At 56.9% G+C, this 22,703-nt stretch carries 22 protein-coding genes, 1 tRNA gene, 1 pseudogene and 1 riboswitch; of the genes and pseudogenes, 10 read left to right on the forward strand and 14 right to left on the reverse strand.

From position 1 onward, the window contains the following. Window positions 1–48: 48 nt before the first annotated feature. Window positions 49–1,317 (reverse strand): cytochrome-c peroxidase, encoded by a 1,269-nt coding sequence (locus ACR0BI_RS19685; protein ID WP_480562920.1) that lies wholly within the window; start codon window positions 1,315–1,317, stop codon window positions 49–51. Between the two features lie 15 nt (window positions 1,318–1,332). On the opposite strand from ACR0BI_RS19685, the gene ACR0BI_RS19690 reads away from it, so the two are divergent. Next, complete coding sequence (locus ACR0BI_RS19690; protein ID WP_480562919.1) at window positions 1,333–1,803, forward strand: tetratricopeptide repeat protein; 471 nt, start codon at window positions 1,333–1,335, stop codon at window positions 1,801–1,803. Window positions 1,804–1,833: 30 nt separating this feature from the next. On the opposite strand, the gene ACR0BI_RS19695 is transcribed toward ACR0BI_RS19690, so the two are convergent. Genes ACR0BI_RS19695 through ACR0BI_RS19720 form a run of 6 tightly spaced genes read right to left on the reverse strand, consistent with a single transcriptional unit; the run spans window position 1,834 to window position 7,411 of the window. After that, window positions 1,834–2,895, reverse strand: a complete 1,062-nt coding sequence (locus ACR0BI_RS19695) for a TRAP transporter substrate-binding protein (protein ID WP_170408182.1) — start codon at window positions 2,893–2,895, stop codon at window positions 1,834–1,836. A 25-nt stretch (window positions 2,896–2,920) separates the two neighbouring features. Further along, complete coding sequence (locus ACR0BI_RS19700) at window positions 2,921–4,210, reverse strand: TRAP transporter large permease (RefSeq protein ID WP_170398321.1); 1,290 nt, start codon at window positions 4,208–4,210, stop codon at window positions 2,921–2,923. Next, window positions 4,211–4,798 (reverse strand): TRAP transporter small permease subunit, encoded by a 588-nt coding sequence (locus ACR0BI_RS19705; RefSeq protein ID WP_170637027.1) that lies wholly within the window; start codon window positions 4,796–4,798, stop codon window positions 4,211–4,213. Between the two features lie 53 nt (window positions 4,799–4,851). Beyond that, window positions 4,852–5,367 (reverse strand): flavin reductase family protein, encoded by a 516-nt coding sequence (locus ACR0BI_RS19710; protein ID WP_170408253.1) that lies wholly within the window; start codon window positions 5,365–5,367, stop codon window positions 4,852–4,854. Then, window positions 5,367–6,257 (reverse strand): aldo/keto reductase, encoded by an 891-nt coding sequence (locus tag ACR0BI_RS19715; RefSeq protein ID WP_170648364.1) that lies wholly within the window; start codon window positions 6,255–6,257, stop codon window positions 5,367–5,369. The genes ACR0BI_RS19710 and ACR0BI_RS19715 overlap by 1 nt, the downstream gene beginning before the upstream one ends. Next, window positions 6,257–7,411: an LLM class flavin-dependent oxidoreductase gene (locus tag ACR0BI_RS19720; protein ID WP_170513705.1), complete on the reverse strand. Its 1,155-nt coding sequence runs from the start codon at window positions 7,409–7,411 to the stop codon at window positions 6,257–6,259. Before ACR0BI_RS19720 ends, ACR0BI_RS19715 begins: the two co-directional genes overlap by 1 nt. 105 nt (window positions 7,412–7,516) lie before the next feature. Between ACR0BI_RS19720 and ACR0BI_RS19725 the strand changes: the two genes are divergently transcribed. Together ACR0BI_RS19725 and ACR0BI_RS19730 are read left to right on the forward strand one after the other, a co-directional pair. Continuing rightward, window positions 7,517–8,227 (forward strand): GntR family transcriptional regulator, encoded by a 711-nt coding sequence (locus ACR0BI_RS19725; protein ID WP_170398311.1) that lies wholly within the window; start codon window positions 7,517–7,519, stop codon window positions 8,225–8,227. A gap of 12 nt (window positions 8,228–8,239) precedes the next feature. Further along, window positions 8,240–9,340: a Gfo/Idh/MocA family protein gene (locus ACR0BI_RS19730; protein WP_223117378.1), complete on the forward strand. Its 1,101-nt coding sequence runs from the start codon at window positions 8,240–8,242 to the stop codon at window positions 9,338–9,340. Between the two features lie 9 nt (window positions 9,341–9,349). Here the strand turns inward: ACR0BI_RS19730 and ACR0BI_RS19735 are convergent, their stop codons facing one another. From ACR0BI_RS19735 to ACR0BI_RS19745, 3 genes and pseudogenes are all read right to left on the reverse strand, one after another. After that, entirely contained in the window at window positions 9,350–11,206 is a 1,857-nt protein-coding gene (locus ACR0BI_RS19735; RefSeq protein ID WP_170398548.1) for an SLC13 family permease, read from the reverse strand. 131 nt (window positions 11,207–11,337) lie between these two features. Then, window positions 11,338–11,805 (reverse strand): annotated as a pseudogene (locus tag ACR0BI_RS19740) (CmcI family methyltransferase); the annotation flags it as partial. A 460-nt stretch (window positions 11,806–12,265) separates the two neighbouring features. Beyond that, a tRNA-Lys gene (locus ACR0BI_RS19745) sits at window positions 12,266–12,341 on the reverse strand. Window positions 12,342–12,559: 218 nt separating this feature from the next. Between ACR0BI_RS19745 and dapF the strand changes: the two genes are divergently transcribed. Then, window positions 12,560–13,393 carry a diaminopimelate epimerase gene (dapF, locus tag ACR0BI_RS19750; RefSeq protein WP_170398305.1) on the forward strand — a complete coding sequence of 278 codons (834 nt, stop codon included), beginning with the start codon at window positions 12,560–12,562 and terminating at the stop codon, window positions 13,391–13,393. Beyond that, entirely contained in the window at window positions 13,390–14,646 is a 1,257-nt protein-coding gene (gene mtaB / locus ACR0BI_RS19755) for a tRNA (N(6)-L-threonylcarbamoyladenosine(37)-C(2))-methylthiotransferase MtaB (RefSeq protein ID WP_170514474.1), read from the forward strand. Before dapF ends, mtaB begins: the two co-directional genes overlap by 4 nt. Window positions 14,647–14,789: 143 nt before the next feature. Here the strand turns inward: mtaB and ACR0BI_RS19760 are convergent, their stop codons facing one another. Genes ACR0BI_RS19760 through petA form a run of 3 tightly spaced genes read right to left on the reverse strand, consistent with a single transcriptional unit; the run spans window position 14,790 to window position 17,523 of the window. Next, a complete protein-coding gene (locus tag ACR0BI_RS19760) occupies window positions 14,790–15,575 on the reverse strand; it encodes a cytochrome c1 (protein ID WP_170514470.1) in 786 nt (261 codons plus the stop codon). A gap of 17 nt (window positions 15,576–15,592) precedes the next feature. Continuing rightward, the gene (gene petB / locus ACR0BI_RS19765; RefSeq protein ID WP_170514468.1) at window positions 15,593–16,924 is read right to left on the reverse strand and encodes a cytochrome b; all 1,332 of its coding nucleotides are present in this window, start codon (window positions 16,922–16,924) and stop codon (window positions 15,593–15,595) included. Window positions 16,925–16,938: 14 nt separating this feature from the next. Next, entirely contained in the window at window positions 16,939–17,523 is a 585-nt protein-coding gene (petA, locus tag ACR0BI_RS19770; protein WP_170398293.1) for a ubiquinol-cytochrome c reductase iron-sulfur subunit, read from the reverse strand. Window positions 17,524–18,008: 485 nt separating this feature from the next. On the opposite strand from petA, the gene ACR0BI_RS19775 reads away from it, so the two are divergent. Beyond that, window positions 18,009–18,455, forward strand: a complete 447-nt coding sequence (locus ACR0BI_RS19775; RefSeq protein WP_170425585.1) for a c-type cytochrome — start codon at window positions 18,009–18,011, stop codon at window positions 18,453–18,455. A gap of 22 nt (window positions 18,456–18,477) precedes the next feature. On the opposite strand, the gene ACR0BI_RS19780 is transcribed toward ACR0BI_RS19775, so the two are convergent. Then, a complete protein-coding gene (locus ACR0BI_RS19780; RefSeq protein ID WP_480562918.1) occupies window positions 18,478–19,092 on the reverse strand; it encodes an FMN-binding negative transcriptional regulator in 615 nt (204 codons plus the stop codon). A gap of 55 nt (window positions 19,093–19,147) precedes the next feature. Continuing rightward, window positions 19,148–19,294: riboswitch (FMN riboswitch) on the forward strand. A gap of 72 nt (window positions 19,295–19,366) precedes the next feature. Between ACR0BI_RS19780 and ACR0BI_RS19785 the strand changes: the two genes are divergently transcribed. From ACR0BI_RS19785 to ACR0BI_RS19800, 4 genes are all read left to right on the forward strand, one after another. Further along, window positions 19,367–19,807: a 6,7-dimethyl-8-ribityllumazine synthase gene (locus tag ACR0BI_RS19785; RefSeq protein ID WP_170425579.1), complete on the forward strand. Its 441-nt coding sequence runs from the start codon at window positions 19,367–19,369 to the stop codon at window positions 19,805–19,807. 111 nt (window positions 19,808–19,918) lie between these two features. Continuing rightward, entirely contained in the window at window positions 19,919–21,019 is a 1,101-nt protein-coding gene (gene aroC, locus ACR0BI_RS19790; RefSeq protein WP_223117374.1) for a chorismate synthase, read from the forward strand. After that, a complete protein-coding gene (locus tag ACR0BI_RS19795) occupies window positions 21,003–21,665 on the forward strand; it encodes an HD domain-containing protein (protein WP_480562917.1) in 663 nt (220 codons plus the stop codon). The genes aroC and ACR0BI_RS19795 overlap by 17 nt, the downstream gene beginning before the upstream one ends. A gap of 54 nt (window positions 21,666–21,719) precedes the next feature. Beyond that, on the forward strand, window positions 21,720–22,655 hold the full coding sequence (locus tag ACR0BI_RS19800) for a DMT family transporter (RefSeq protein WP_170398226.1): 936 nt from the start codon (window positions 21,720–21,722) through the stop codon (window positions 22,653–22,655). The last annotated feature ends 48 nt before the right edge of the window (window positions 22,656–22,703 follow it).

The following is a 22,703-nucleotide window of genomic DNA, read 5'->3' on the forward strand; positions in this document are numbered from 1 at the left end:
GATCATTATGAGATTTCAGGTAAATTTCCAATGACGTTCGATGGGTTTCTAGGGCTCAAAGCCATCTGGCACACCGAACAGTGGCGCATCCAGTGTGGTCCCGGTCAATGCACCCATGAACGCCACCAGATCTGCGACCTGGGCATCGGTCAGTTCCAGCGGTTCGATGTCAATTTTCTGGCGATGACGCTCCATCTCGAACCGGTCCTGCCAGACGATGAAATCAACATTCTCAAGCCACGGCACGTTGGGCAGCCCGGCCAAATCAGGGGTCCAGGCAGCGAGGCTCTGAGATGGGTTCAAGTGGTGGCGAATAATGCCTTCCAGATCGGGAAAGGCACCGTTGTGACCATAGGGCGCCGTCTCTGTCACATTGCGCAGCATCGGTGTGCGGAAACGATAGGCGTCCTCAAGACGGTTGCTTTCACCCATATGACCCACGTCGCGGGCATAGGGGTCCCATTGGCGGGTCTTGCCCGGTCCAAATGGCGGCAAGCTCAGCGCGTGGAATTTTTGATCCGATAGCAACGGGCCGGAATGGCAGTTTGCGCAACCTGCCTCACCATAGAACAAGGTCATACCATCGTATTGCTCTGGCGTCAGAGCGGCATGGTCTCCGGCCAGATATTGATCAAACGGGCTGTTGGTGCTGCGCCACTCCAGTGCCATGAATGCGGCCAGCGCGTTGGTGATCTGAGTTATCGTGATGTCCTCGGTCGTGTCGATGTCATCGAACGCCTTGACCATGGCGGGCCCATAGCGCGGATCGGTGCGTACCCGTTTGGCGAGGATCGGCCAGCCCTTGTCGATGCGGTCATGCACCGCGCCGGTGACCTGATTTTCGGCCACATTCCCGGCCATTTCAAACTGCGAAGTCAGCGGGAAAAGCGCCTGCGCGGCCAGCAGCGAATTCAAGCCGTCCGGCAACCACTCCTGCGCGGGTGAGTTGAAACCGTTACCGTAGACGTCAGAGATACTCAGACGGCCATCATGGAAAACCGTGTGAAGTTCCTTTGCACCAAGGTTCCAAAGCCCCGGCGAATTGCGGGGAATTCGCTTGCGGATTTTGTCCGTTCCGATGCCCGGCGTCCGGTCTGGCCCCAAGCCCATCCCGCCTTCTCCGATGCCAAGCGACAAGCCGTCCGAGGTGCCGAAATCCGGGTGATGGCAATGGGCGCAGCTTATGTTCCGGTTTCCCGATAAAATGGGATCGTAAAACAGTTGATGACCGATAGCGGCCTGTTCCATATCAAAGGGGATGAAATCGTCATCCGTCAGCGGGCGTGGCAGATCCTGAGCAGCCACAGTCCCTGCCAAAAGGAAAGAAATCCCATGCGCCAGTTTGTATTTGCCCTTTGCCTTCTCGCGACCCAAGCGCTGGCTGAACTGGAACAAGCACGCGATCTGATGGAGGCTGGAGAGTTTGAGGCTGCGCGCGAAGAGTTGATGCCAGCAGCGCGATCCGGCAATGCCGAAGCCGAGGAGTTGATCGGTGTGATGTACGGGTTGGGACTTGGAGTCGAACAGGACTATGAACGCGCGTTTGAATGGTACTTGCGCGCCTCGATGAAAGGTCATCCCGGAGCGCAATCTGGTATCGGTTGGTACTACGAGTTGGGTCTGGGCATGCCCGCGCCTGATCTGGTTCGAGCGTACATGTGGTATACGCTCAGCGCCATCGGCGGCGACCCCGATGCGGCGATCAGCCTTGAAGAAGTGGTCAAAAAAATGTCGCCGGAGCAGATCGAGAAGGCGCATGTTCTGGTCAACGACTACAAAGGGTGGATGTACCCGTTTCGGTGAGGGCCGGTCCCCAGAGCCCGGCCCAGCAATTCAGTTCAGATCCGCATCACGTGAGGCATTAACATCCGCCTCGGCTGCTGCCACAGCGTCAGTCAACGCTACAAAGATCTCATCACCACGTGCCACATTGGACTGGAACCAGTCATAGACCGGGGTTGCGGCTTCTTTGAACGCAGCTTTCTGGTCGGGTGTAAGGACATAAAGGTCACCACCGCCGGCAACGAAATCCTCATACGCCTGGATCGACTTGCGCTTGGGTGAGGCAAAGGTCGCCTGCTGCAGCGCATAAAACCCGTCGACTACCACGCGGCGCATATCTTCTGGCATCTCCTGGAACTTGGCGTTGTTCATCCACCACAGCGCACCCATGTAGGCATGCCCATCCAGCGTGACATATTGCAGGCCTGCATCAGGGAACTTCATACCCATGATGTCAGTGATGCCGTTTTTCGAGCCCTCAACCACGCCGGTCTGGAAGCTGGTGAACAGTTCTGGCCACGGGATCGGGGTCGGTGATGCACCCAGTGCTTTGACCAGCTCCTGCGGCAGGTCGGCAACCACGGTGCGGATTTTCAGACCTTCCATGTCAGCCGGCTCGGCGACACGGCGTTGTGTATTGGCGAAGTTGCGCCAGCCACCTGTATTGCCGATTGTCATCAGACGGATCGCACCGCCGGAATCCTCCAGCGCCATGTCGCGCATCTGCCGGGTGAAATCACCAGATAGGACATGTTCGGCAATGCGGTCATCGGCCATCAGGTAAGGCAGGTCCAGAACCTGCACGTAAGGGAAGATGCCCGAGGCCCCTCCAGAGGTTGAGATGTAGATGTCGATCGTACCGTCTGCCACGCCCTGCAGACACTCAGCACCGTTCGAGCAGAGCTGCGTACCGATGAACAGCTCAACCTCAATGGCTCCGTTCGAGGCCGCCTCAACGTAGTTCTTGAAAACGACCAGACCGTCATAGTCTTCGTCGTTTTCATTCGAGTTTGCTGTGGCGCGTAGCGTGTAGTCGGCGGCTGCCGCGGCAATCGCAGACGCGGCCACTAGCGACGTGGCCACCGCTGCGGTTTTGATAAATCTTCTGAGCATGCGTTTCCTCCCTGTGATACTCAGTTCAGTTTGCAAATCCCGTTATCCTCGGGATCGTCATGGATAGTGCGGGGATGTATGTGATCAAGAAGATCACGATGATTTCGACCGCCAGAAACGGCAGGATTGCCTTGGCGATGGTTTCAACCCGTTCCCGAGACACGGCGGCGGCTACGAACAGCACCAGCCCCATGGGCGGGGTGGCCAGACCGACAGTCAGGTTGACGCTCATGATAATGGCAAAATGGATCGGGTCTACACCGAGGCTGGTGAAGATCGGACCGAGGATCGGGCCAAGGATGATAATAGCGGGGCCTGCATCCAGGAACATTCCGACGATGAACAGCAGCAGGTTGATCAGGAACAGCAGGATCAGCGGGTTTTCCGACAGGCTGAGGATTAGCGAGGCCAGCTGCTCCGGCGCATGGCTAAGACTAACGACCGTCTTGAAGGCCATTGCCGCCCCGACCAACAACAGGACGACAGCTGAGGTCATGCCTGCGTTGCTGAGCACTTCGGGGACTTCTTTCCACGTCAATGTGCGCAGGACGAAGAAACCGATGATGAAGGCATACCCTACGGCGACAGCGGCAGCCTCGGTCGGGGTAAAGATGCCACCCAGTATTCCGCCCAGGATGATCACAGGGGTCATCAGTGGGAAGAACGCCTTTAGGCTGGCCTGACGGCGTTCCGGCCAAGTGTATTTACGGCTGGCGACCGGGAAGTCGTAGCGATCCGCCATCAGCTTGATCATGAGCATCAAACCGACACCGACCATGACCCCAGGCACGATGCCAGCGAGAAAGAGCGCAGCCACACTTTCACCCATGACATAGGCATAGATGATCATGATGCCCGAGGGCGGGATGATCGGCCCGATCACCGAACTGGCTGCCGTGATCGCGGCGGCAAATTTGCGGGTATAGCCTTGCTTCTCCATCGCCGGGATCAGCATTGACCCAAGCGCCGAAGTATCAGCGACAGCGGACCCTGAAAGGCCCGCGAACAGGATCGAGCTGAGGACGTTCACATGCGCAAGGCCGCCCCGCAGGTGGCCCATCAGGGCCTGGCTGAACTCCACAAGTCGGATGGTAATGCCGCCCCGGTTCATCAGTTCTCCGGCCAGCATGAAGAAAGGGATCGCCATCAGCGGGAAGCTATCCATACCGTTATAGACATTGCGATAGAGCAGCGTAATGTCGTTGGTCTGACCGCTAAGCCATAGCAGAATGCCGGGCGCTGCCAGCAGTGCGAAAAAGACCGGCAGGCCGATCAGCAGGAAAATCAGGAAGGTGGGCAGGAACCAAATCAGCATTTATTCAGCCCCCACCGCAGCTTCGGGAATTTCAGGCAAAAGATGTGCTCCGCCCAACATGGTTACTATCGACCGCAAGATCAGTTCGATATTGACCGAGATCAGCAAGATGATCCCAACCAGCAGCGAGGCCATCATCCAACTGCGCGGAATACGGTACCATTCATCGAACCCGAAAGAGGTAGGCAGGTACAACGCCGCAGTGGCGAACCGGCCACCAAAGCCAGTAACCTCAGACCAGCCGATATTGACCGCAACCAGCAGCACGGCCAGCGAGATCAGCAGCAGGAACAAATTGAGCGATTGACCAAGCACGCGCGGCAGGAAGCGCGCAAGCATATCGATGGCGACGAACCCTCCGCGACGGAAAGCTGTGGGGGCCATCAGGCCCGTCATCCAGAGCATGCAGAACCGGGCAGCCTCATCCGGCCATGGCAGGGCGTTACCCAAGACATATCGGAAGAACACCTGAATCAGGATCGCGATAACCATAACTGCAATCGCAACAACACCGACCGCGCGGCCCAGACGCAGCACGGTTTCGTTCACGAATGCAATCGGCGTCAACACCGATGCCAGTCCGCCCATGCGGATCCTCCCACTGTCAGCTGCGGGTTTGACCCGCAGTCTTCATATCGCGCTTAGCTCTGCGCGAATTGGCCGAGTTTTCCGGCAAAGAACGTCAGCGCGTCTCCATCCGCCATGCTGACTTTCAGAACTTTGCCCACCACGATCACATGATCGCCTGCATCGTGATAAGCGTGCTGCTCGCATTCGAACCGGGCAAGACTACCCGGCAACAACGGGGTGCCGTTTTCACAACGGTCATGTTCGATATCACGCAGCGCATGGGCGTCTTTTGAACAGCCAAAGCACAGCTCGGCCTGTTCAGCAGACAGAACATGCACACTGAAATGACGCGCCGCGTGAAAATAACGAAACCTGCGCGAATTGCGGTCGCCCGCCCACATCACCAGCGGCGGATCCAGCGACAGGGACGAAAAGCTGTTGGCGGTAATGCAGATTGGTCCATCCTCACTGTCGCAGGTCACGACAGTAACTCCGGTGGCAAAACGGCCAAAAGCATCGCGCAGGGTTCGCGTGTCGTCCTTATGCGGGACGAATGTGTGGTTCATATCGCGCGAGATTGCGTTCATCATGGCACCTCATGCCCCAGCGCCGCCTCATACAGGCGGTACCAGCTTTCACGATCCAGCTTGACCTTCAACGCATCCGAGGCGCGTTTGATACGGCCCAGATTATTTGTGCCCAGAACAGGCAGTATGCTTGCTGGATGCGCGAGCAGGAAGGCAACGGCCACAGCGGCGCGATCCACCCCGAATTCTGCGGCGATCTCATCCGCTACAACGCCGACCGGTGGATTCCCGGCCATCAAAAGGCCTCCACCCAGTGGAGACCACGCCATAAGCGGGTGACCATGCTGTTGATGGAACGCCAGATCACCGTTGGTGAACGGGCTGATCTCGCCCAGAGATATCTCGACCTGATTGGTGACCAATTGGGTTTTCATCGCCGACTGCAGCAAAGACCAGTCCCAAGGGCGGAAGTTGGACACACCAACCGCGCCGACCTTGCCACTGGCAACCACCTCATCCAGCGCCGCACCGGTTTCATGGTGATCCATCATTGGATCCGGGCGGTGGATCAGAAGCAAGTCGATGTGGTCGATCGCCATTTCCGACAGAGATGTATCGACCGATTTCAGAATATGCGCACGCGACGTGTCGTAATATTTGACCTTGGCCTCGGCATAACGCCCCATCGGCGCGACGATGTCACATTTGGTGACGATCTCCATTTTCTGGCGCAGGCTGGGATTGGTGCGCAAGGCATTGCCCAGAACGGCTTCGGCCGCGTATCCGCCATAAATGTCGGCCTGATCGAAGGTGGTGATGCCCTGATCCAGACAGGCCTGAATCTTGGCCTCAACATGCGCAGTCGAGGTGTCACTGTCATCACCCAAGCGCCACATGCCATAGACAAGACGGCTCATTTCCAGCGTGTCAGATAGTTTCACACGTTGCATCAGCGACGAACTCCGTTGCCCAGCGGGGTTGCCGGGGTGGTTGCTGGCACGCGCCCGTAGGCTTCGGGAAGCGAGCAGGTTTTCAGGTTGGGCATCACACGGGCGCCAAAATGCTTGGCCTCGTCCATGTGCGGGTAGCCCGAGAAGATGAAGGCGCGGATGCCCATCTTCTGATACTCTTCGATTTTAGACATAACTTGATCGGTCGAACCGACCAGCGCAGCACCACAGCCCGACCGTGCGCGTCCGACGCCGGTCCAAAGGCCGGGTTCGACATAGCCATATTCGTCGGCCAGATCGCGGTTCTTGGATTGATGCGCCACGCCCAAGGATGTCGCGTCCAGTGCCCGCTCGCGGATCGCACGACCATATTCGTCATCCAGTTTCGAGACGATGTAGTCGGCGTATTCCTGTGCCTCAGCCTCGGTATCGCGAACAATCATGTGTACGCGCAGGCCGTAATCCAGAGTACGATTGTAATTCTCGGCAACCGCATGAACGGCTTTCATCCGCTCGGCCAACTGATCCTTTGTTTCCGGCCACATCAGGTAGACATCGCAGTGCTCGCCGCACAGGTCCAAAGCAGACGGCGAGTAGCCGCCGAAATACAGCAGTGGGCCACCGGTCTGGTAAGGCCGAGCCGGGTCAGTGGTCAGGCCTGAAAAGTTATAGACCTCGCCCGCATGGTTGATTTCGTCCTGCGTCCAGGCCTGTTTCAGGATCTCGACCACTTCGCGCGAACGCTGATAGCGGTACGCACTGTCGGCTTTCTCGCCCGGGAAATCGGACGAGATGATGTTAACCGTCAGCCGCCCCTTTAGCATGTGGTCCAGCGTCGCGATGGTACGGGCCAGCATGATGGGCTGCATTTCGCCACAGCGCACGGCGGCCAGCAGGTTGATCTTTTCAGTGATCGGGGCGCAGCCTGCAACAAAGCTCAACGTATCCTGACCGACCTGGTACGATGACGGACACAGGATGTTGCGAAAGCCTTGCGCCTCGGCCTCTTTCACGATGCCTGAACAATGCTCCCAACTGGATCGCAGATCACCATCGGGCACACCCAGAAACTGGTAGTCATCCGAGCAAAGCGCTGCAAACCACGAAACCTCGGCCGCATCCAGGTCGGGGGATGTGATGGGGACGATGGTCATTTGATTCACGCTCCGTACATCTTTGACTTTCCTCTTGCGTAGCAAGCGCATTGATGTAGATCAATAGTGTATCAATTTTTCCTGCGACCGAGTGAAGCGCCCTCAATGTCCGCCAACAGCCGCAATCCAAATGCCCTGCCGATCTATGTCCAGATCTCAGAGCTTCTGATCCGCGATATTGCTGCGGGCCGTCTGATTGATGGTGAGCGTCTTCCACCTGAACGGGACATGGCTTCGAACCTAAATGTCTCGGTCGGGACCTTGCGAAAATCCCTCGCCGAGCTTGAGAAAAAAGGCATGTTGGAGCGTATTCAGGGTTCGGGCAACTACATCCGCGAGACCGGAACGCAGAACAGCGTCTATGCTATGTTCCGGCTGGAACTGCCCGAAGGCGGCGGGTTGCCGCGTGCCGACATCCTGTCGGTTGATCATCTCAAGAAGCCTGCGAAACTGCCGAAGTTCGGCCTGTCTGATAGCGGTTCGCGTGTACGTCGGATGCGTTATCTGAATGACACAATCATCGCGGTCGAAGAAATCTGGCTGGACGAATCAGCCGGGACCATCGACCAGAACCTGCTGTCCGACTCGCTTTATCGCTATTACCAGCAACAACTTGGCTTCTGGATCACACGGGCAGAGGATCGCGTTTCTGTCAGTGCCCTGCCCGACTGGACACCTGAAGGCTTCACCAAACCTGCGGGCCAAGCCGCAGGGTATATCGAACGGTTCAGTTGGTCTGAGAAAGCTGAACCTATCGAGTTTTCAAAAACATGGTTTGATCCAGATCGAGCCACATACGTTCAACGCCTGAAATAAAAGGAACTGCGCATGACCCGGACCACCAATTACGGGCTGATCGGATGCGGCATGATGGGGCAGGAACACCTGCACAACATTGCTCTGCTTGAGGGCACACGAGTCGCCGCAATCTTCGAACCCGACCCGGAGATGGCGCATAAGGCGCAGGCGATTGCACCCGACGCGCAGATGGTGTCTTCCCTTCAGGACCTTCTGACGGTCAATGATCTGGACTGTCTGGTCATCGCCAGCCCCAACCACCTGCATGTTGATCAACTGGCCGAGATTGCGGAAACCCGCCCACTGCCACTGTTAATCGAGAAACCGTTGTTCACTGATCCCGCCGATCTTGCACGGCTTGAAGAGTTAGAGCGCAATTTTCCGCACCCGATCTGGGTCGCGATGGAATATCGCTATATGCCCCCGATCACGGCGCTGATCGATGAAGCAGCGACCGCAGGTGGTGAGATCAAGATGCTCACGATCCGCGAACACCGCTTTCCGTTTCTCGAAAAGGTCGGCAATTGGAACCGGTTCAACCGTAACACTGGCGGTACATTCGTCGAAAAATGTTGCCACTTCTTCGACCTCATGCGCCTGATCCTGCAATCAGACCCGGTTCGCGTTTCCGCAAGCGGTGGCCAAGCCGTCAATCATTTGGACGAAGTTTATGACGGCGATACTCCAGATATTCTGGACCACGGCTATGTCATTGTCGATTTTGCTTCGGGCACTCGCGCGATGCTCGAGCTTTGCATGTTTGCCGAGGGTTCGCGGTATCAAGAAGAAATCTCGGCCATTGGGCGCGATGCCAAGATTGAAGCGCTTGTGCCCGGCCCGGGCCGCTTCTGGCCCGAACATTTGGGCGACGCGCCTGTACCACAGCTGATCATCAGCCCTCGTGCACCGAAAGGCCCAATCCAGCGCGACATCCCCGTTGATCCCGAGTTGCTGGCGGCTGGCGACCACAATGGCTCGACTTATTACCAGCACAAAGGCTTTCTGGAGCTGGTCAGGGGCGAGCGCGCCAAACCCGAGGTCTCACTGCGTGATGGGATTTGGGCCGTGCGTATCGGCCTTGCCGCACAACAGGCGTCAGAGCAGGGCCAAACGATCAGCCTAGCTGGGTGATTAACAGGGTCAGAAAATCACATTCAGCATCAACAGTGAGACGATCAAGAAAATGATCGTCATGATCCCGCCCGAACGGACGAAATCGGTCACTTTGTACCCAGCTGGCCCCATGATCAGCGCATTCACCTGATGGGTCGGGATAATGAAACTGTTCGAGGTCGAAATCGCGACGGTTAATGCAAAGACCGCCGGGTTGGCACCCGCCGCAACCGCAATTGAAACCGCAAGGGGCACCAACAGAACCGTCGCGCCGACGTTTGACATGACCAGAGAAAATGCCGTCGCCAGAATGGCGACGCCCGCCTGTAGCGCCCAATTCGGCCATCCATCCAAGATGATCATGATCTGTTGCGCAATCCATGCCGCAGTCCCGGTATTCTGCACCGCCTGACCCAACGGGATCAGACACGCCAGCAGAAAGACCGTGTTCCATCCAACTGCTCGATACGCCTCGTCAACACTGAGCACCCGGGTCAACATCATTCCTGCGGCTCCGGTCAGCAAGCAGAGCGACAACCGCACATCCGTGAACAGGATCAGCGACAATGAGATCAAGAAGAACAAGAGCGCCCAGCCTACCTTTTGCGGGCGCAATTCATCCTGCGGGAAGTCCGAGGTGACCACAACAAAATCCGGATCACGCTTTATCCGCATCAGGTTGTCCCAGCGGGTATGAGCAACCAACATGTCGCCAGCCTTGAACTTCTCAAGCCCGATCTGGGTGGATTCATGCGTCTCAGTCTCGACATGACTCAGCGTCTCTTCACCCCTGTGGATGGCGAGCAAAGACATTCCGTAGGTTTTGCGGAATAGCAATTCGCGAGGGCATTTGCCGATCAGTTTGCTGTCAGGCGTCACGACCACCTCTGCGACCCCAGCATTCGTGGGTGCGAACTCTTCGACAAACACATCCAGATCAGGCAGCACCGTCAGCCCGTACTTTTCGGCAAACTCTTCGACAACCCAGCGCCGACCCACAATCGCTAATCGACAGGGTGCGGCAATCTCGGCTGTTAACACCTGAACCATCGAGGTCTTGCCACGATAAAAGGTCGAGATGATATAGAGGTGATTTTCAAAGTTGATATCTGCCAGAATCTGCCCAACCAGCGGGCTGTCGGCCGGAACCACAACCTCGAACACATCGGCCTTCAGCCCGTAGACCCGCTGAAGATATTCCTGAGTCCCGCGCCCGGTACCCGTACTCTCCGACCCTGAATCACCCGGCAGCACCCAACGTCCCAGCAGCAGGAAATATGCGATCCCCGTTAAGATCAGCACCGCACCGATGGGGGTAACGGAAAACAATCCAAAGGGTTCCATCTTCTGAGCTTCGGGCAGTCCTTCGTTTGCAGTTTGGATCAGGTCATTCAACAGAATAAGGGGCGAGGACCCGACCATCGTCATTGTCCCCCCCAGAATGGCACAAAACCCCATGGGCATAAGCAAACGTGACAACGGAATACCCGATCGCGATGAGATACGGCTAACCACCGGTAGGAACAACGCCGCCGCCCCGACATTTTGCATGAATGATGAGATAACACCGACTGTGCCCGAAACGATCGGCAGCACTCGGTTTTCAGACTTACCACCATATTTCAAAATGACGGACGCGACCTTGTTCATCAGCCCCGTTTTATCCAAACCCGCCCCTACGATCATGACCGCAATGATCGAAATCACGGCATTGGACGCAAACCCGTCAAACAGATGAGGAACATTTGCCAGATTTTCGAGACCCGGTGCATAACTCAGCAGACCCACAATGACCAACACCAGGATGGCCGAAAGATCGATCCTTACAATCTCGGACACAAACAAGAACACCGTGAAGGCCAAAAGCGCCGAGACCACACCCATTTCGTATGTAAACGCCAATTGCTCCACTGGGATCACCTGGTTCCAAAAGCAAATCTAATAGGCATTTCTAGGCAATCAGCGCGGGCCTGTCATGGACTTTGTCTGTTTGGTCGAAATCCACCGTGACAAAACTACCGGCGTCGTAAGAAGCCGTCCGGTGCCACCGAAATTTGCAGCTTGTGATCGATACTCTTGTCGATCTCGAAATCAGGATTGACTTTCAACCAATCATGAACTGCAGTCTTTGGGTTGTCTCCAGGTCCCCATGGACGATCAGTGAACTTAGTGGGAGGCATTTCCTCAACGATTGTATCGAACACAATGCAATAGCTACCCGAAGGAACAAGCGGGGCATACGCATATAACTCAGCAAGCACATGATCGGGTGTATGATTGCTGTCGAGACAAACAAGTACCTTATGGTAATCTTCAGCAGCAGTTCGATCCTGGTCCACAATGTCTTCGTCGATAGATGAGCCTTGAATCATCTCGATTCTGGAGGCCATCGGATGCTCTTCTATGGCTGCACGATTGTGGGCGAGAGTACCAATGTCAACGCCAAGAACCCTGCATTTGGGACGAGCGAGATCAAGCGTCGTGCTCGCATAAGCGGCGTGAACATGTCATGGACTTGTACCACACCCCGCCGCGTGTGGTCAGGAAGACAGGCTGGAACCACTGCCTGAACTGTACGAAACCGTTATGGAGCTTGGTTGCAATAGGGATTCGCATCCGCGATAACTGCAAGACGCCGACCCGATTGCAAAGTCATTCACGATAGCCGTTGCCGCAGGAGATGGCAGAGTAACGGCAAGCTGTTTCGCCAGCCGCGCAAGGCATTGGAGACCGTCCCTCGTAAATCCAACAGAGCAAACCTCGGCAGTGTCTCCTTGCTGCCTGCATCGGTGAAGCGCCTCGGGGGCATGAGTTCCGTGGCGCTTTTACTGAGCGAGTCACCACAGCAAGCCGCATTGCTTGTATTGTACTGGTTTGGGCAAACACACCACCCCGCAGGGCGGGCACCACCTACTCTAAGCTTTTGTATTTGCTTGGCTTAAGTGGTGAGCCGTGCAGGATTCGAACCTGCGACCCACTGATTAAAAGTCAGTTGCTCTACCAACTGAGCTAACGGCCCACTCTTTTTAGGATCTCTTCGATCCGCAGCACTCTGTAAGGTAAATACCCGACCGGGTTCAAGACCTTATTTCGTACTTCAGTTCGCCGTCATTCGTATGAGTTCGGCGCCCCGATAGGCGGCCTAATTAGGCAGGTGGAACTGGGGGGTCAACCCCTTTTTTCAGGAATCTACGCGACAGGGTGGATTCATGTCCGGACCGGCGTTATACGCCCGCCATGCAACAGATACTCGACACCGGTTTGGCCTTTATGAAGATGCACGGGTTGGGCAACGACTTTGTCGTTGTCGATGCGCGCGCGCATGCCGTGCCGGTCACCCCGGCCCTTGCCAGGGGAATCGGGCACCGGCAGTTCGGCGTGGGATTCGATCAGTTGGCGGTTATCGAACGCGGTGAAGCGGATGCGCATCTGGTGTTCTACAATGCCGACGGGTCGACTTCGGCTGCGTGCGGCAACGCCACGCGCTGTATCGCCCGGTTTTTGATGAACGAAACAGGCAAATCCGAACTCACGCTCACAACTGAACGCGGCACACTGCAGGCCCGCGACGCTGGCGATGGACTGACGTCGGTGAATATGGGGCACCCCCAACTTCTTTGGAACGAGATTCCCCTGGCGGAAGAGATGGACACGCTGGAACTGCCGATAGAAGGTGGTCCAACAGCGACCGGCATGGGCAACCCGCACTGCACTTTCTTTGTCGACAACGCCGAGGCCATTCCGATGGAAGAGTTCGGCGCGCGTTACGAATACCATCCACTCTATCCCGAACGCACCAATGTTCAGGTCGCACAGATAGTCACACCCGACCACATCCGCATGCGGGTGTGGGAGCGAGGAGTGGGGATCACTCTGGCCTCGGGGTCATCGTCTTGTGCCACGGCCGTCGCTGCAGCACGCAGAGGTCTCACTGGGCGCAAAGTACAAGTTGACCTGGATGGCGGCACAATCTGGATCGACTGGCGCGAGGATGGGGTCTGGATGACGGGACCCACAGCCCATGTGTTTTCGGGCACGCTGACGCCTGAATACCTGAGGTCACTGGAATGAACCCGCCTAAGTTCAGCACTCTGGGCTGCCGCCTAAACGCCTATGAGACCGAAGCGATGAAAGAACTGTCGCAGCAGGCTGGCCTAACGGATGCTGTGATCGTCAACACCTGCGCGGTTACGGCCGAGGCCGTCCGCAAGGCGCGGCAGGAGATTCGCAAGCTGCGCCGCGAAAACCCCTCGGCACGTCTGATCGTCACCGGGTGCGCGGCGCAAACCGAGCCGCAGACCTTTGCTGCCATGGACGAAGTAGACGCAGTCATCGGCAACACCGAAAAGATGAAACCGGATACCTGGAAAGGCATGGCCGCCGATTTCATCGGTCAGACCGAGGCGGTTCAGGTTGACGACATCATGTCTGTCACGGAAACCGCCGGGCATCTGATTGATGGCTTCGGAACCCGCTCACGCGCCTATGTACAGGTTCAGAATGGCTGCGATCATCGCTGCACCTTCTGTATTATCCCTTACGGCCGGGGCAATTCTCGCAGCGTCCCTGCGGGCGTTGTGGTGGATCAGATCAAACGATTGGTCGATAGGGGCTACAACGAAGTTGTTCTGACCGGGGTCGATCTGACCTCATGGGGCGCGGATCTGCCCGCTCAGCCGAAACTGGGCGATCTCGTGATGCGCATCCTTAAACTGGTGCCCGATCTGTCTCGCCTGCGCATCAGCTCAATCGACTCGATCGAAGTCGACGAGAACCTGATGCATGCCATCGCGACCGAGCCGCGCCTGATGCCCCATTTACATCTGTCCTTGCAGCATGGCGACGATCTGATCCTGAAGCGCATGAAACGCCGCCACCTGCGCGAAGATGCGATTCGTTTCACTGAAGACGCCATCAAACTACGACCCGACATGACTTTTGGCGCGGACATCATCGCTGGCTTCCCGACCGAGTCCGAGACTCATTTCGAGAATTCCCTCAAGCTCGTCACCGAGTGCAACCTGACCTGGCTGCATGTATTCCCCTATTCCAAACGCGAAGGCACTCCGGCAGCCCGCATACCGCAACAGATCAACGGCAATGTCATCAAACAACGCGCCGCGCGCCTACGCGCCGCCGGCGATGCACAAGTCATCAAGCATCTGACGGCACAGATCGGCAAAACCCACAATATCCTGATGGAAAATCCCACAATGGGCCGCACCGAACAATTCACCGAAGTAACCTTCGGCAACGCCCAACCCGAAGGCGAGATCGTAATCGCGACGATCCGGGGGCACAGCAAAGCTCAATTACAAGTGTGATCCGTTCTTCATCTGGCCCAAAATACCTCGGGGATGAATTGGCCGCAGGCCAAGAAGGGGCTGGCCCCTTCCACACCATCGCAACAAAAAAACCCCCGTCACCGTGATGGCGCGGGGGTTTAGTTTTTAGTTATACGTCGACCTTAGTCCAGACGTTTGCCCTTTATCGGTGCCCACAGGCGCTTGTTCACAAGGTACAGCAGGACAGACAGAACTGTTAGGAACAGAACGCCGACAAAACCGGCATTCTTGCGCTCCATCATCTTTGGTTCGGCGGTCCACATCAGGAACGCTGAAACGTCTTCAGACATTGCCTCAACCGTAGCTGGATGTCCGTCTGCAAATTCAACCTGATCTTCCGACAGCGGTGGAGCCATGGAAATCCAACCGCCGGGGAAGGCCTTGTTCTCATAGAGAATAGTACCGGCCTCTTCTTTTTCTTCACCGGTATAGCCATCCAGAAGCGAGGCAATGTACTCCGCGCCACCCATGCCTTTGACCAGCTGGTTGATGCCCAGACCGTAAGGACCATGGAAACCGGCGCGGGCCTTCGCCATCAGGCTCAGGTCAGGCGCACCGACACCGGTATTGGCCGGGAAGTGGTCGGTCGGGATTGCCGGGCGGAAATCGTCCAGCTCGGGATCGAACACCTCGAAGTTGTCGGCCGCGTAGGTGATGACCTGCTCTTCCGAGTACCCCAGATCTTCAAGGGTCCGAAGTGGCACATATTGCAGACCATGGCAGGCCGCGCAGACCTCGGTATAGATCTGCAGGCCGCGCTGGAGCTGGTTCTGATCCCAGGTTCCGAAGGGGCCTTCAAACGAGAAGTGGAAGTCTTCGATGTGCTGCTCACCGCCACCTGCCGCAAAGGTCGAGGCGGGCGCAAGGGCCAGAGCGAACGCGGCACCGATTGCAAGTTTCTTGAACATGTTTCCGGTCCCTCTTCTTACTCGGCCGGCGTGGCTTCGGCGTCAGCCTTGCCATAATGCGCGTTGAAGTCTTCTTCGATGGTTTCCGGCTGCGCCTCAGGCTTTTCAATGACACCCAGGATCGGCAGGATTACGAAGAAATAGGCGAACCAGTAGGCGGACGCGATCAGCGAGAAGGTCGCATAGGGCTCTTCCGCAGGCATCGCACCCAGCCACATCAGGGCAAAGAAGTCGATGACCAGCAGATAGAACCACCATTTGAACATCGGGCGATACTTGCCCGAACGCACGGTCGAGGTGTCCAGCCAGGGCGCCAGTGCCATCGCCAGGATCGCACCGAACATCGCCAGAACACCAAAGAACTTGGCGTCGATGATGCCACCGGTGATGAAGCTGGCGAATTGCACAACCCAGACCTCACCGGTGAAAGCCCGCAGGATCGCGTAGAACGGCAGGAAGTACCATTCAGGAACGATATGCGCAGGTGTAACCAGCGGGTTGGCTTCGATGTAGTTATCCGGGTGGCCCAGATAGTTCGGCATGTAGCCCACGATGGCCCAGAACACGACCAGAATGACTGCCAGAGCGAACAGATCCTTGATCACGAAGTAGGGCCAGAACGGCAGAGTGTCTTTCTCGGCCTCGGCTTTAGAACCGCGACGAACCTCAACACCCGTGGGGTTGTTGTTGCCGGTGGTGTGGAAGGCCCAGATATGCACGATCACCAGCGCTGCAATGACAAACGGCAGCAGGTAGTGCAGCGAGAAGAAGCGGTTCAGCGTGGCGTTATCCACCGCAGGTCCGCCCAGCAGCCAGGTCTGGATCGCCTCACCCACAAACGGGATCGCGCCAAACAGGCCGGTGATCACGGTCGCACCCCAGAAAGACATCTGACCCCAGGGCAGAACGTAGCCCATGAAGGCGGTGCCCATCATCATCAGGTAAATCAGCATCCCGATGATCCACGTGATCTCACGCGGGGCTTTGTACGAGCCGTAGAACAGGCCGCGGAAGATGTGGATGTAGACCGCGACAAAGAACAGCGACGCGCCATTCATGTGCAGATACCGCAGCATATAGCCGCCGTTCACGTTGCGCATGATGTGTTCGATGCTGGCAAAGGCCAGATCAACATGCGGGGTGTAGTGCATCACCAGAACGATACCGGTGACAATCTGCAGCGCCAGGCAGAACGCCAGGACGATGCCCCAGATCCACCACCAGTTCAGGTTCTTGGGGGTTGGGATCATCAGGGTGTCATAAAGCAGGCCGACGATGGGCAGACGGCTGTTCAGCCACTTCTCGCCATTTGTCTTCGGCTCGTAATGATCGTGGGGAATTCCGGACATAAGTTGGGTCTCCCTTAGCCGAGCTTGATGGTGGTGGCGTCTACCCATTCAACGGGCGGAATGGGCAGGTTTTCAGGCGCGGGGCCTTTGCGGATACGACCGGCAAGATCGTAGTGCGAGCCGTGGCAGGGGCAGAACCAACCGCCAAAATCGCCAGCATCGCCAAGCGGCACACAACCCAGGTGTGTACAAACACCCATCTGAACGATCCACGCCCCTTCTCCTTCGCCTTCGGGCGAAGGCATGACGCGATTGGCATCGGTCGCTGGTGCGTCGGCGTTCAAATTGAAGTTGCGAGCCAGCGGGTCAGGCAGCGCGTCGACACCTTCAGCGTCTTGCTCCTGAGCTTCCTGAATCTCGGCACCTGTGCGGTGACGGATGAAAACAGGCTTACCCAACCACTTTGCAGTCAGCTGCGTACCCGGCTCTACCCCGCTCACATCCACACGGATCGAGGACAGCGCCTGGACGTCTGCCGATGGGTTCATTTGATTTACCAGGGGCCAAACGGCAGCCCCGGTGGCAACGACACCTGCGCCGCCAGCGACGTAGTAGAGGAAATCTCTGCGGGTGCCTTCGTGGTCTTCAGCTTGGGACACGAGGTTATCTCCGATTATCTGGCGCCCGCGAACGGGCATAAAGCTCGCGCACCGCACAAGTGCGGCGTCTTAAACGGGGTATCTATCGGGGAGAATAGAGTTCGTCCAGCGCTCTTAAACGCGCAATACGCCGCATCTAAGCATTCATGTCACGGTGAAAGGGCAAAATTTCAATCTCAAATGCAGATTTTAACCCTCAGAGCGGCGAATTGGCGCCAGGCAGGCGGGACGTGATTCGGCATCGACCCGCGCTGGTAGATCCCCAAATTGAAATCTCCTCACCCTATGCGAACGCCGCCGATTTCACGTGCATCTCTACCTTAGGAACACTGTATTCCTTCTATTTTAGCGCGATACGATTCCTCTTAAATTATTAATATAAAATAGATATTTCAAACACGTGATTATCTACCAGAATTCGATTGCACTCTAAACGGGAATGCGTGAAAGGCCACAGGCGCAATAATCCCAGCCGGAGATGTTCAATGCTCAAGATAGCAGCAACCGTAGTTTTTGTTTCGTTTCTGACTTCAGTACAGGCGATCGCGGCCGGCGATCCGGCGAAAGGCGAACAGCTCTATAACAGATGCTCTTCGTGCCATGCGATCATCAAAAATGGCGAGGTTCTGGTCAAAGGCGGCATCACCGGGCCGAATCTCTTTGGCGTAGTTGGCCGCACCGCCGGAACTGAGAACGATTATCTTTATGGAAGTGAACGTTTGCCCATCGGGATGTTCACCGACGACATGATCCGCGCCGGGCAAGAAGGGCTTGTGTGGACTGAAGAAAACATCGCCGCCTATTCTCGGGATCCGATCGGGTTCATCAAGGAATATCTGGATGATGACACCGCCCGCCCGAACATGAGCGTCAAGCTGAAAAAAGGCGCAGATGACATCGCTGCTTATCTCGCCACATTCAGCGCTCAATGAATGGAAGGCGAGAACGCGTGCCTCAGGCCTTGCGCATCAACGAGGCCAAGCGCGCCACCTCGCTGCCAAGTCCTGCTGAGTGCACGTGATCAGCCGCGCGATGTCGCGCCTCTTCGGGTTTGTTCTGATTCAGCTTCCAAGTGCCGTCGATATCCGAGATCATGAGTCGGCAGGGAACGATCATGCGCATCATTCTATCCAGCGCGTCTGGTGTCATCTTAGACGCCAACCATGGCGGCTTTGGCAGCAGGCGATTTTCAAAGCCTGCCGCCTGCCGGTCGAGCAGATTTCGCAGGTCGTCCGTTGGCCGCATCTCAAGCACACCATTCAGATGCACCGCTACATAGTTCCAGGTCGGCACTTGATCATCGACTTCGTACCAGTCAGGCGAGATATACCCATCCGGCCCTATCACAGCGATCTTCGCAGGTTGCGGCTTTTTCAGCGCCCTAACAATCGGATTTGACCGGACCAGATGCAGGTCAGCCGATGAAGCATCCTCGTTCAGAAGAAAGGGAACGTGGCTTAACAACGGTGCATCCGATGTCGACACCGCCAGAACACCAAAGGCGCGGTCACGCGCAAACTCGATGTGACGCTCGCGCGTCTCGGCGCGAAAGGTGGGATTGGGATGCATATTCGTCCTCCTGCCAATTTCTCTTGCAGAAGCGATATCTCCTTGGCAAGGTCCCACTCGTTCTCAGGGCGGGGCGAAATTCCCCACCGGCGGTATGCGGGCATGACCCGTAAGCCCGCGAGCGGCCCCGGTCTCCGGGGTGTCAGCAGATCTGGTGAGAAGCCAGAGCCGACGGTTACAGTCCGGATGAAAGAGAACGTGCAGCACGCCGGTAATGCGGTGTGCCTGCTCGTGATCGCCTTGGGTGACGTGTCTGTTACGAAAGGAGATCATGATGACACACACCCGCTATGCTTTTGTCAAAGCCAACTGGCATTCAGATATCGTGGATCGCGCGCTGGATGGGTTTCTCGAACTAATTCCAGCCGATCAGGTTGATGTCTTCGACGTTCCGGGCGCTTTCGAGATGCCCCTGCTGGCCCGTGACCTGGCGCAAACGGGGCGCTACGCCGCCGTAGCCTGCGCTGCCTTTGTAGTGGATGGCGGCATCTACCGGCATGACTTCGTCGCACAAGCGGTTGTCGATGGCTTGATGCGGGCCGGGCTCGATTCAGGTGTTCCGGTCCTGTCGGTCTCGCTGACACCGCATCAGTATCAGGAAACGGATCACCACAACGCCATCTATCGCGCGCATTTCATCGAAAAAGGGCGCGAGGCAGCTCATGCAGCGCTCAAGATCAACGCAACCCGCGCCACGGTGGCTCAAGCCGCCTGACTTATTCCAATCGCGCCGCCCACAGGGCGGCGCTTGCTTCTCTGCAAATGCAAATCCACTTGAGGACCAAGGCACTCCCCGCTAATCACGTCGCTCAAAGGAGCATGCCCCATGTCGATGAACAGTTTTGGCCACCTCTTCCGCGTTACCACCTGGGGTGAAAGCCACGGACCCGCTTTGGGTGCGACCATCGATGGCTGCCCTCCGGGCGTCACAATCGATGAGGGCATGATCCAGCATTGGCTGGACAAGCGCAAACCAGGTCAGAATAAATTCACCACACAGCGGCGCGAACCCGATCAGGTTAAAATCCTGTCCGGTGTGTTCGAAGGCCAGACCACGGGCACACCGGTGCAGTTGATGATCGAGAACACCGATCAGCGCTCGAAAGACTACGGCGACATCATGGACAAGTTTCGTCCGGGACACGCCGACATCACATATTGGCAGAAGTACGGGATCCGTGACTATCGCGGCGGCGGGCGCAGTTCGGCGAGGGAAACGGCATCACGTGTGGCGGCCGGAGGACTCGCGCGTGAGGCTATCCAACAGATCGCTCCGAATGTTCAAATCACCGGTTATATGACCCAGATCGGTCCGCACAAGATCGACCGTGCCAATTTCGACTGGTCGCAGATCGAACAGAATCCATTCTGGGCGCCCGACGCCAAAGCAGCCGAAGATTGGGCCGCTTATCTGGACGACCTGCGCAAATCCGGCAACTCGGTCGGCGCAGTGGTCGAAGTGGTCGCGCGCGGCGTTCCGGCGGGGCTCGGCGCGCCGATTTATGCCAAGTTAGACACTGATCTGGCTGCAGCCATGATGTCGATAAACGCCGTTAAAGGGGTCGAAATCGGTGAAGGCATGGCCGCCGCCGAACTGACCGGCGAGGCCAATGCCGACGAGATTTTCATGGGGCAGGACGGCCCTCAATACAGCTCGAACCACGCAGGCGGTATTCTGGGCGGCATTTCGACCGGCCAGGATGTTGTGGTGCGCTTTGCGGTCAAGCCAACCTCGTCCATTCTGACCACCCGCAAGACCATCACCAAATCCGGCGAAGAGACCGAGATCATTACCAAAGGCCGCCACGACCCCTGCGTCGGCATCCGCGCCGTTCCGGTAGGTGAGGCAATGATGGCTTGCGTGATCCTCGATCACCTGCTCCTGCATCGTGGTCAAATCGGCGAGAACCGTGGACGGATTGGCTGATCTGCGCGCTTCGCTGCGCGCTGTCGTCAGGCAACGGATGCAGACGGATCCGGCGCATGATCTGGCGCACCTGGATCGGGTTTGGGTTAATGCGCAGGCGATTGCGGATGATGAAACCAACCCGCGTGTCTTGCTGGCGGCGTGTTATCTGCATGATCTGATCAACCTGTCAAAAGATGATCCGGATCGGCATCTGGCCTCGATGCGATCCGCCACTGAATCAGAGCCTATTCTTGAAGAATTCGGCTATTCCACCACTGAAATTGGAGCCGTGCAACACGCGATTGCCGCCCATAGCTTTTCGGCTAACATCCCGCCCGAAACACCCGAGGCGCGAATATTACGGGATGCCGATCGTCTGGATGCGTTGGGTGCTATCGGTATCGCCCGCAACTTTTCAGTATCGGGCGCCCTGGGACGCACCCTTTATGACCCGTCAGATCCGTTTGCCGAAAACCGTTTGCCGAATGACCTGATTTTTTCAATCGATCACTGGCAAATAAAACTGCTGCGCTTACCCAATGATATGCTGACCGAAAAAGGCAGGGCCATCGCGCAGGACCGAGCCGCGCGGATGATGAGGTTTCTAAAGGACCTGTCAGAGGAAATTGGAGCTCAGCTTCCACTAGACTGGTCCAATCTCTGATACGGCAACTTTGGCCAGTTGATCTTTCCGCCTCAAAGGCGCAGGTTCGCGACCATGGCGAAATCCTTAACATCGCATCGTCCGGCATTGGCCGTGGCGCTCAAGCTCAGTGCGCTCGTGCTGTTCACGACGATGTCTGCATTGGTCAAGGCTTTGTCAGATGATTTCCCGCCGGGAGAGATGGTGTTTTTCCGCTCGCTTTTCGCGATTCCGGTTATCATCGCCTGGCTGGTCTGGCGAGGAGAGCTGGTGCATGGCTTTGTTGTCAAGAAGCCGATGGGCCATTTCTGGCGCGGGGTTCTGGGAACCTCGGCCATGGGGCTGACCTTTACTGGTCTTAGCCTGTTGCCGCTGCCCGAGGTAACCGCCATCGGATATGCAACCCCTATCTTCACGCTGATTCTGGCAGCAATCATGTTGGGCGAGCGGATACGAATGATTCGTATCGGGGCCGTCGCGCTTGGCCTTGTCGGCGTTCTGATCATGATCTGGCCCCGGCTGGGTTCAGGCACTGCCGAAACCGCCGCAACAATAGGTGCGCTTTGCGTGCTGGCTGCAACCGTTGCCCGTGCCTTTGTGCAGATACATATTCGCCAACTGGTACAGGTGGATCATCCCGCCGCAATCGTGTTCTATTTCTCTCTCACTGCGACCTTGCTTTCGGGTCTCACAGTGTTTTGGGGCTGGGTTATCCCGACATGGGAGCAAGCCGCATTGCTGGTGACAATCGGCCTGATCGGCGGAGTGGCGCAGATTCTGGTGACCTCGTCCTACAAGTTTGGACAAGCGTCAATGCTGGCACCTTATGACTACACCACAATGCTGTTCGCCATTGTCATTGGTTATTTCTGGTTCGATGAGTTGCCAACCCTGGTGATGCTGGGCGGCGCGGCGTTGGTGATTGCAGGCAACGTCGTGGTGATCCTGCGTGAACGACAACTTGGCCTTGATCGGACCAAAGCGCGATCAGCAACGGATCCCAAAGCCTGACTTTACCTTTCGCAATCTTTCCCTAGGTTGGGTCGCGATACACCTATG

The organism is Ruegeria sp. E5, from assembly GCF_056534105.1.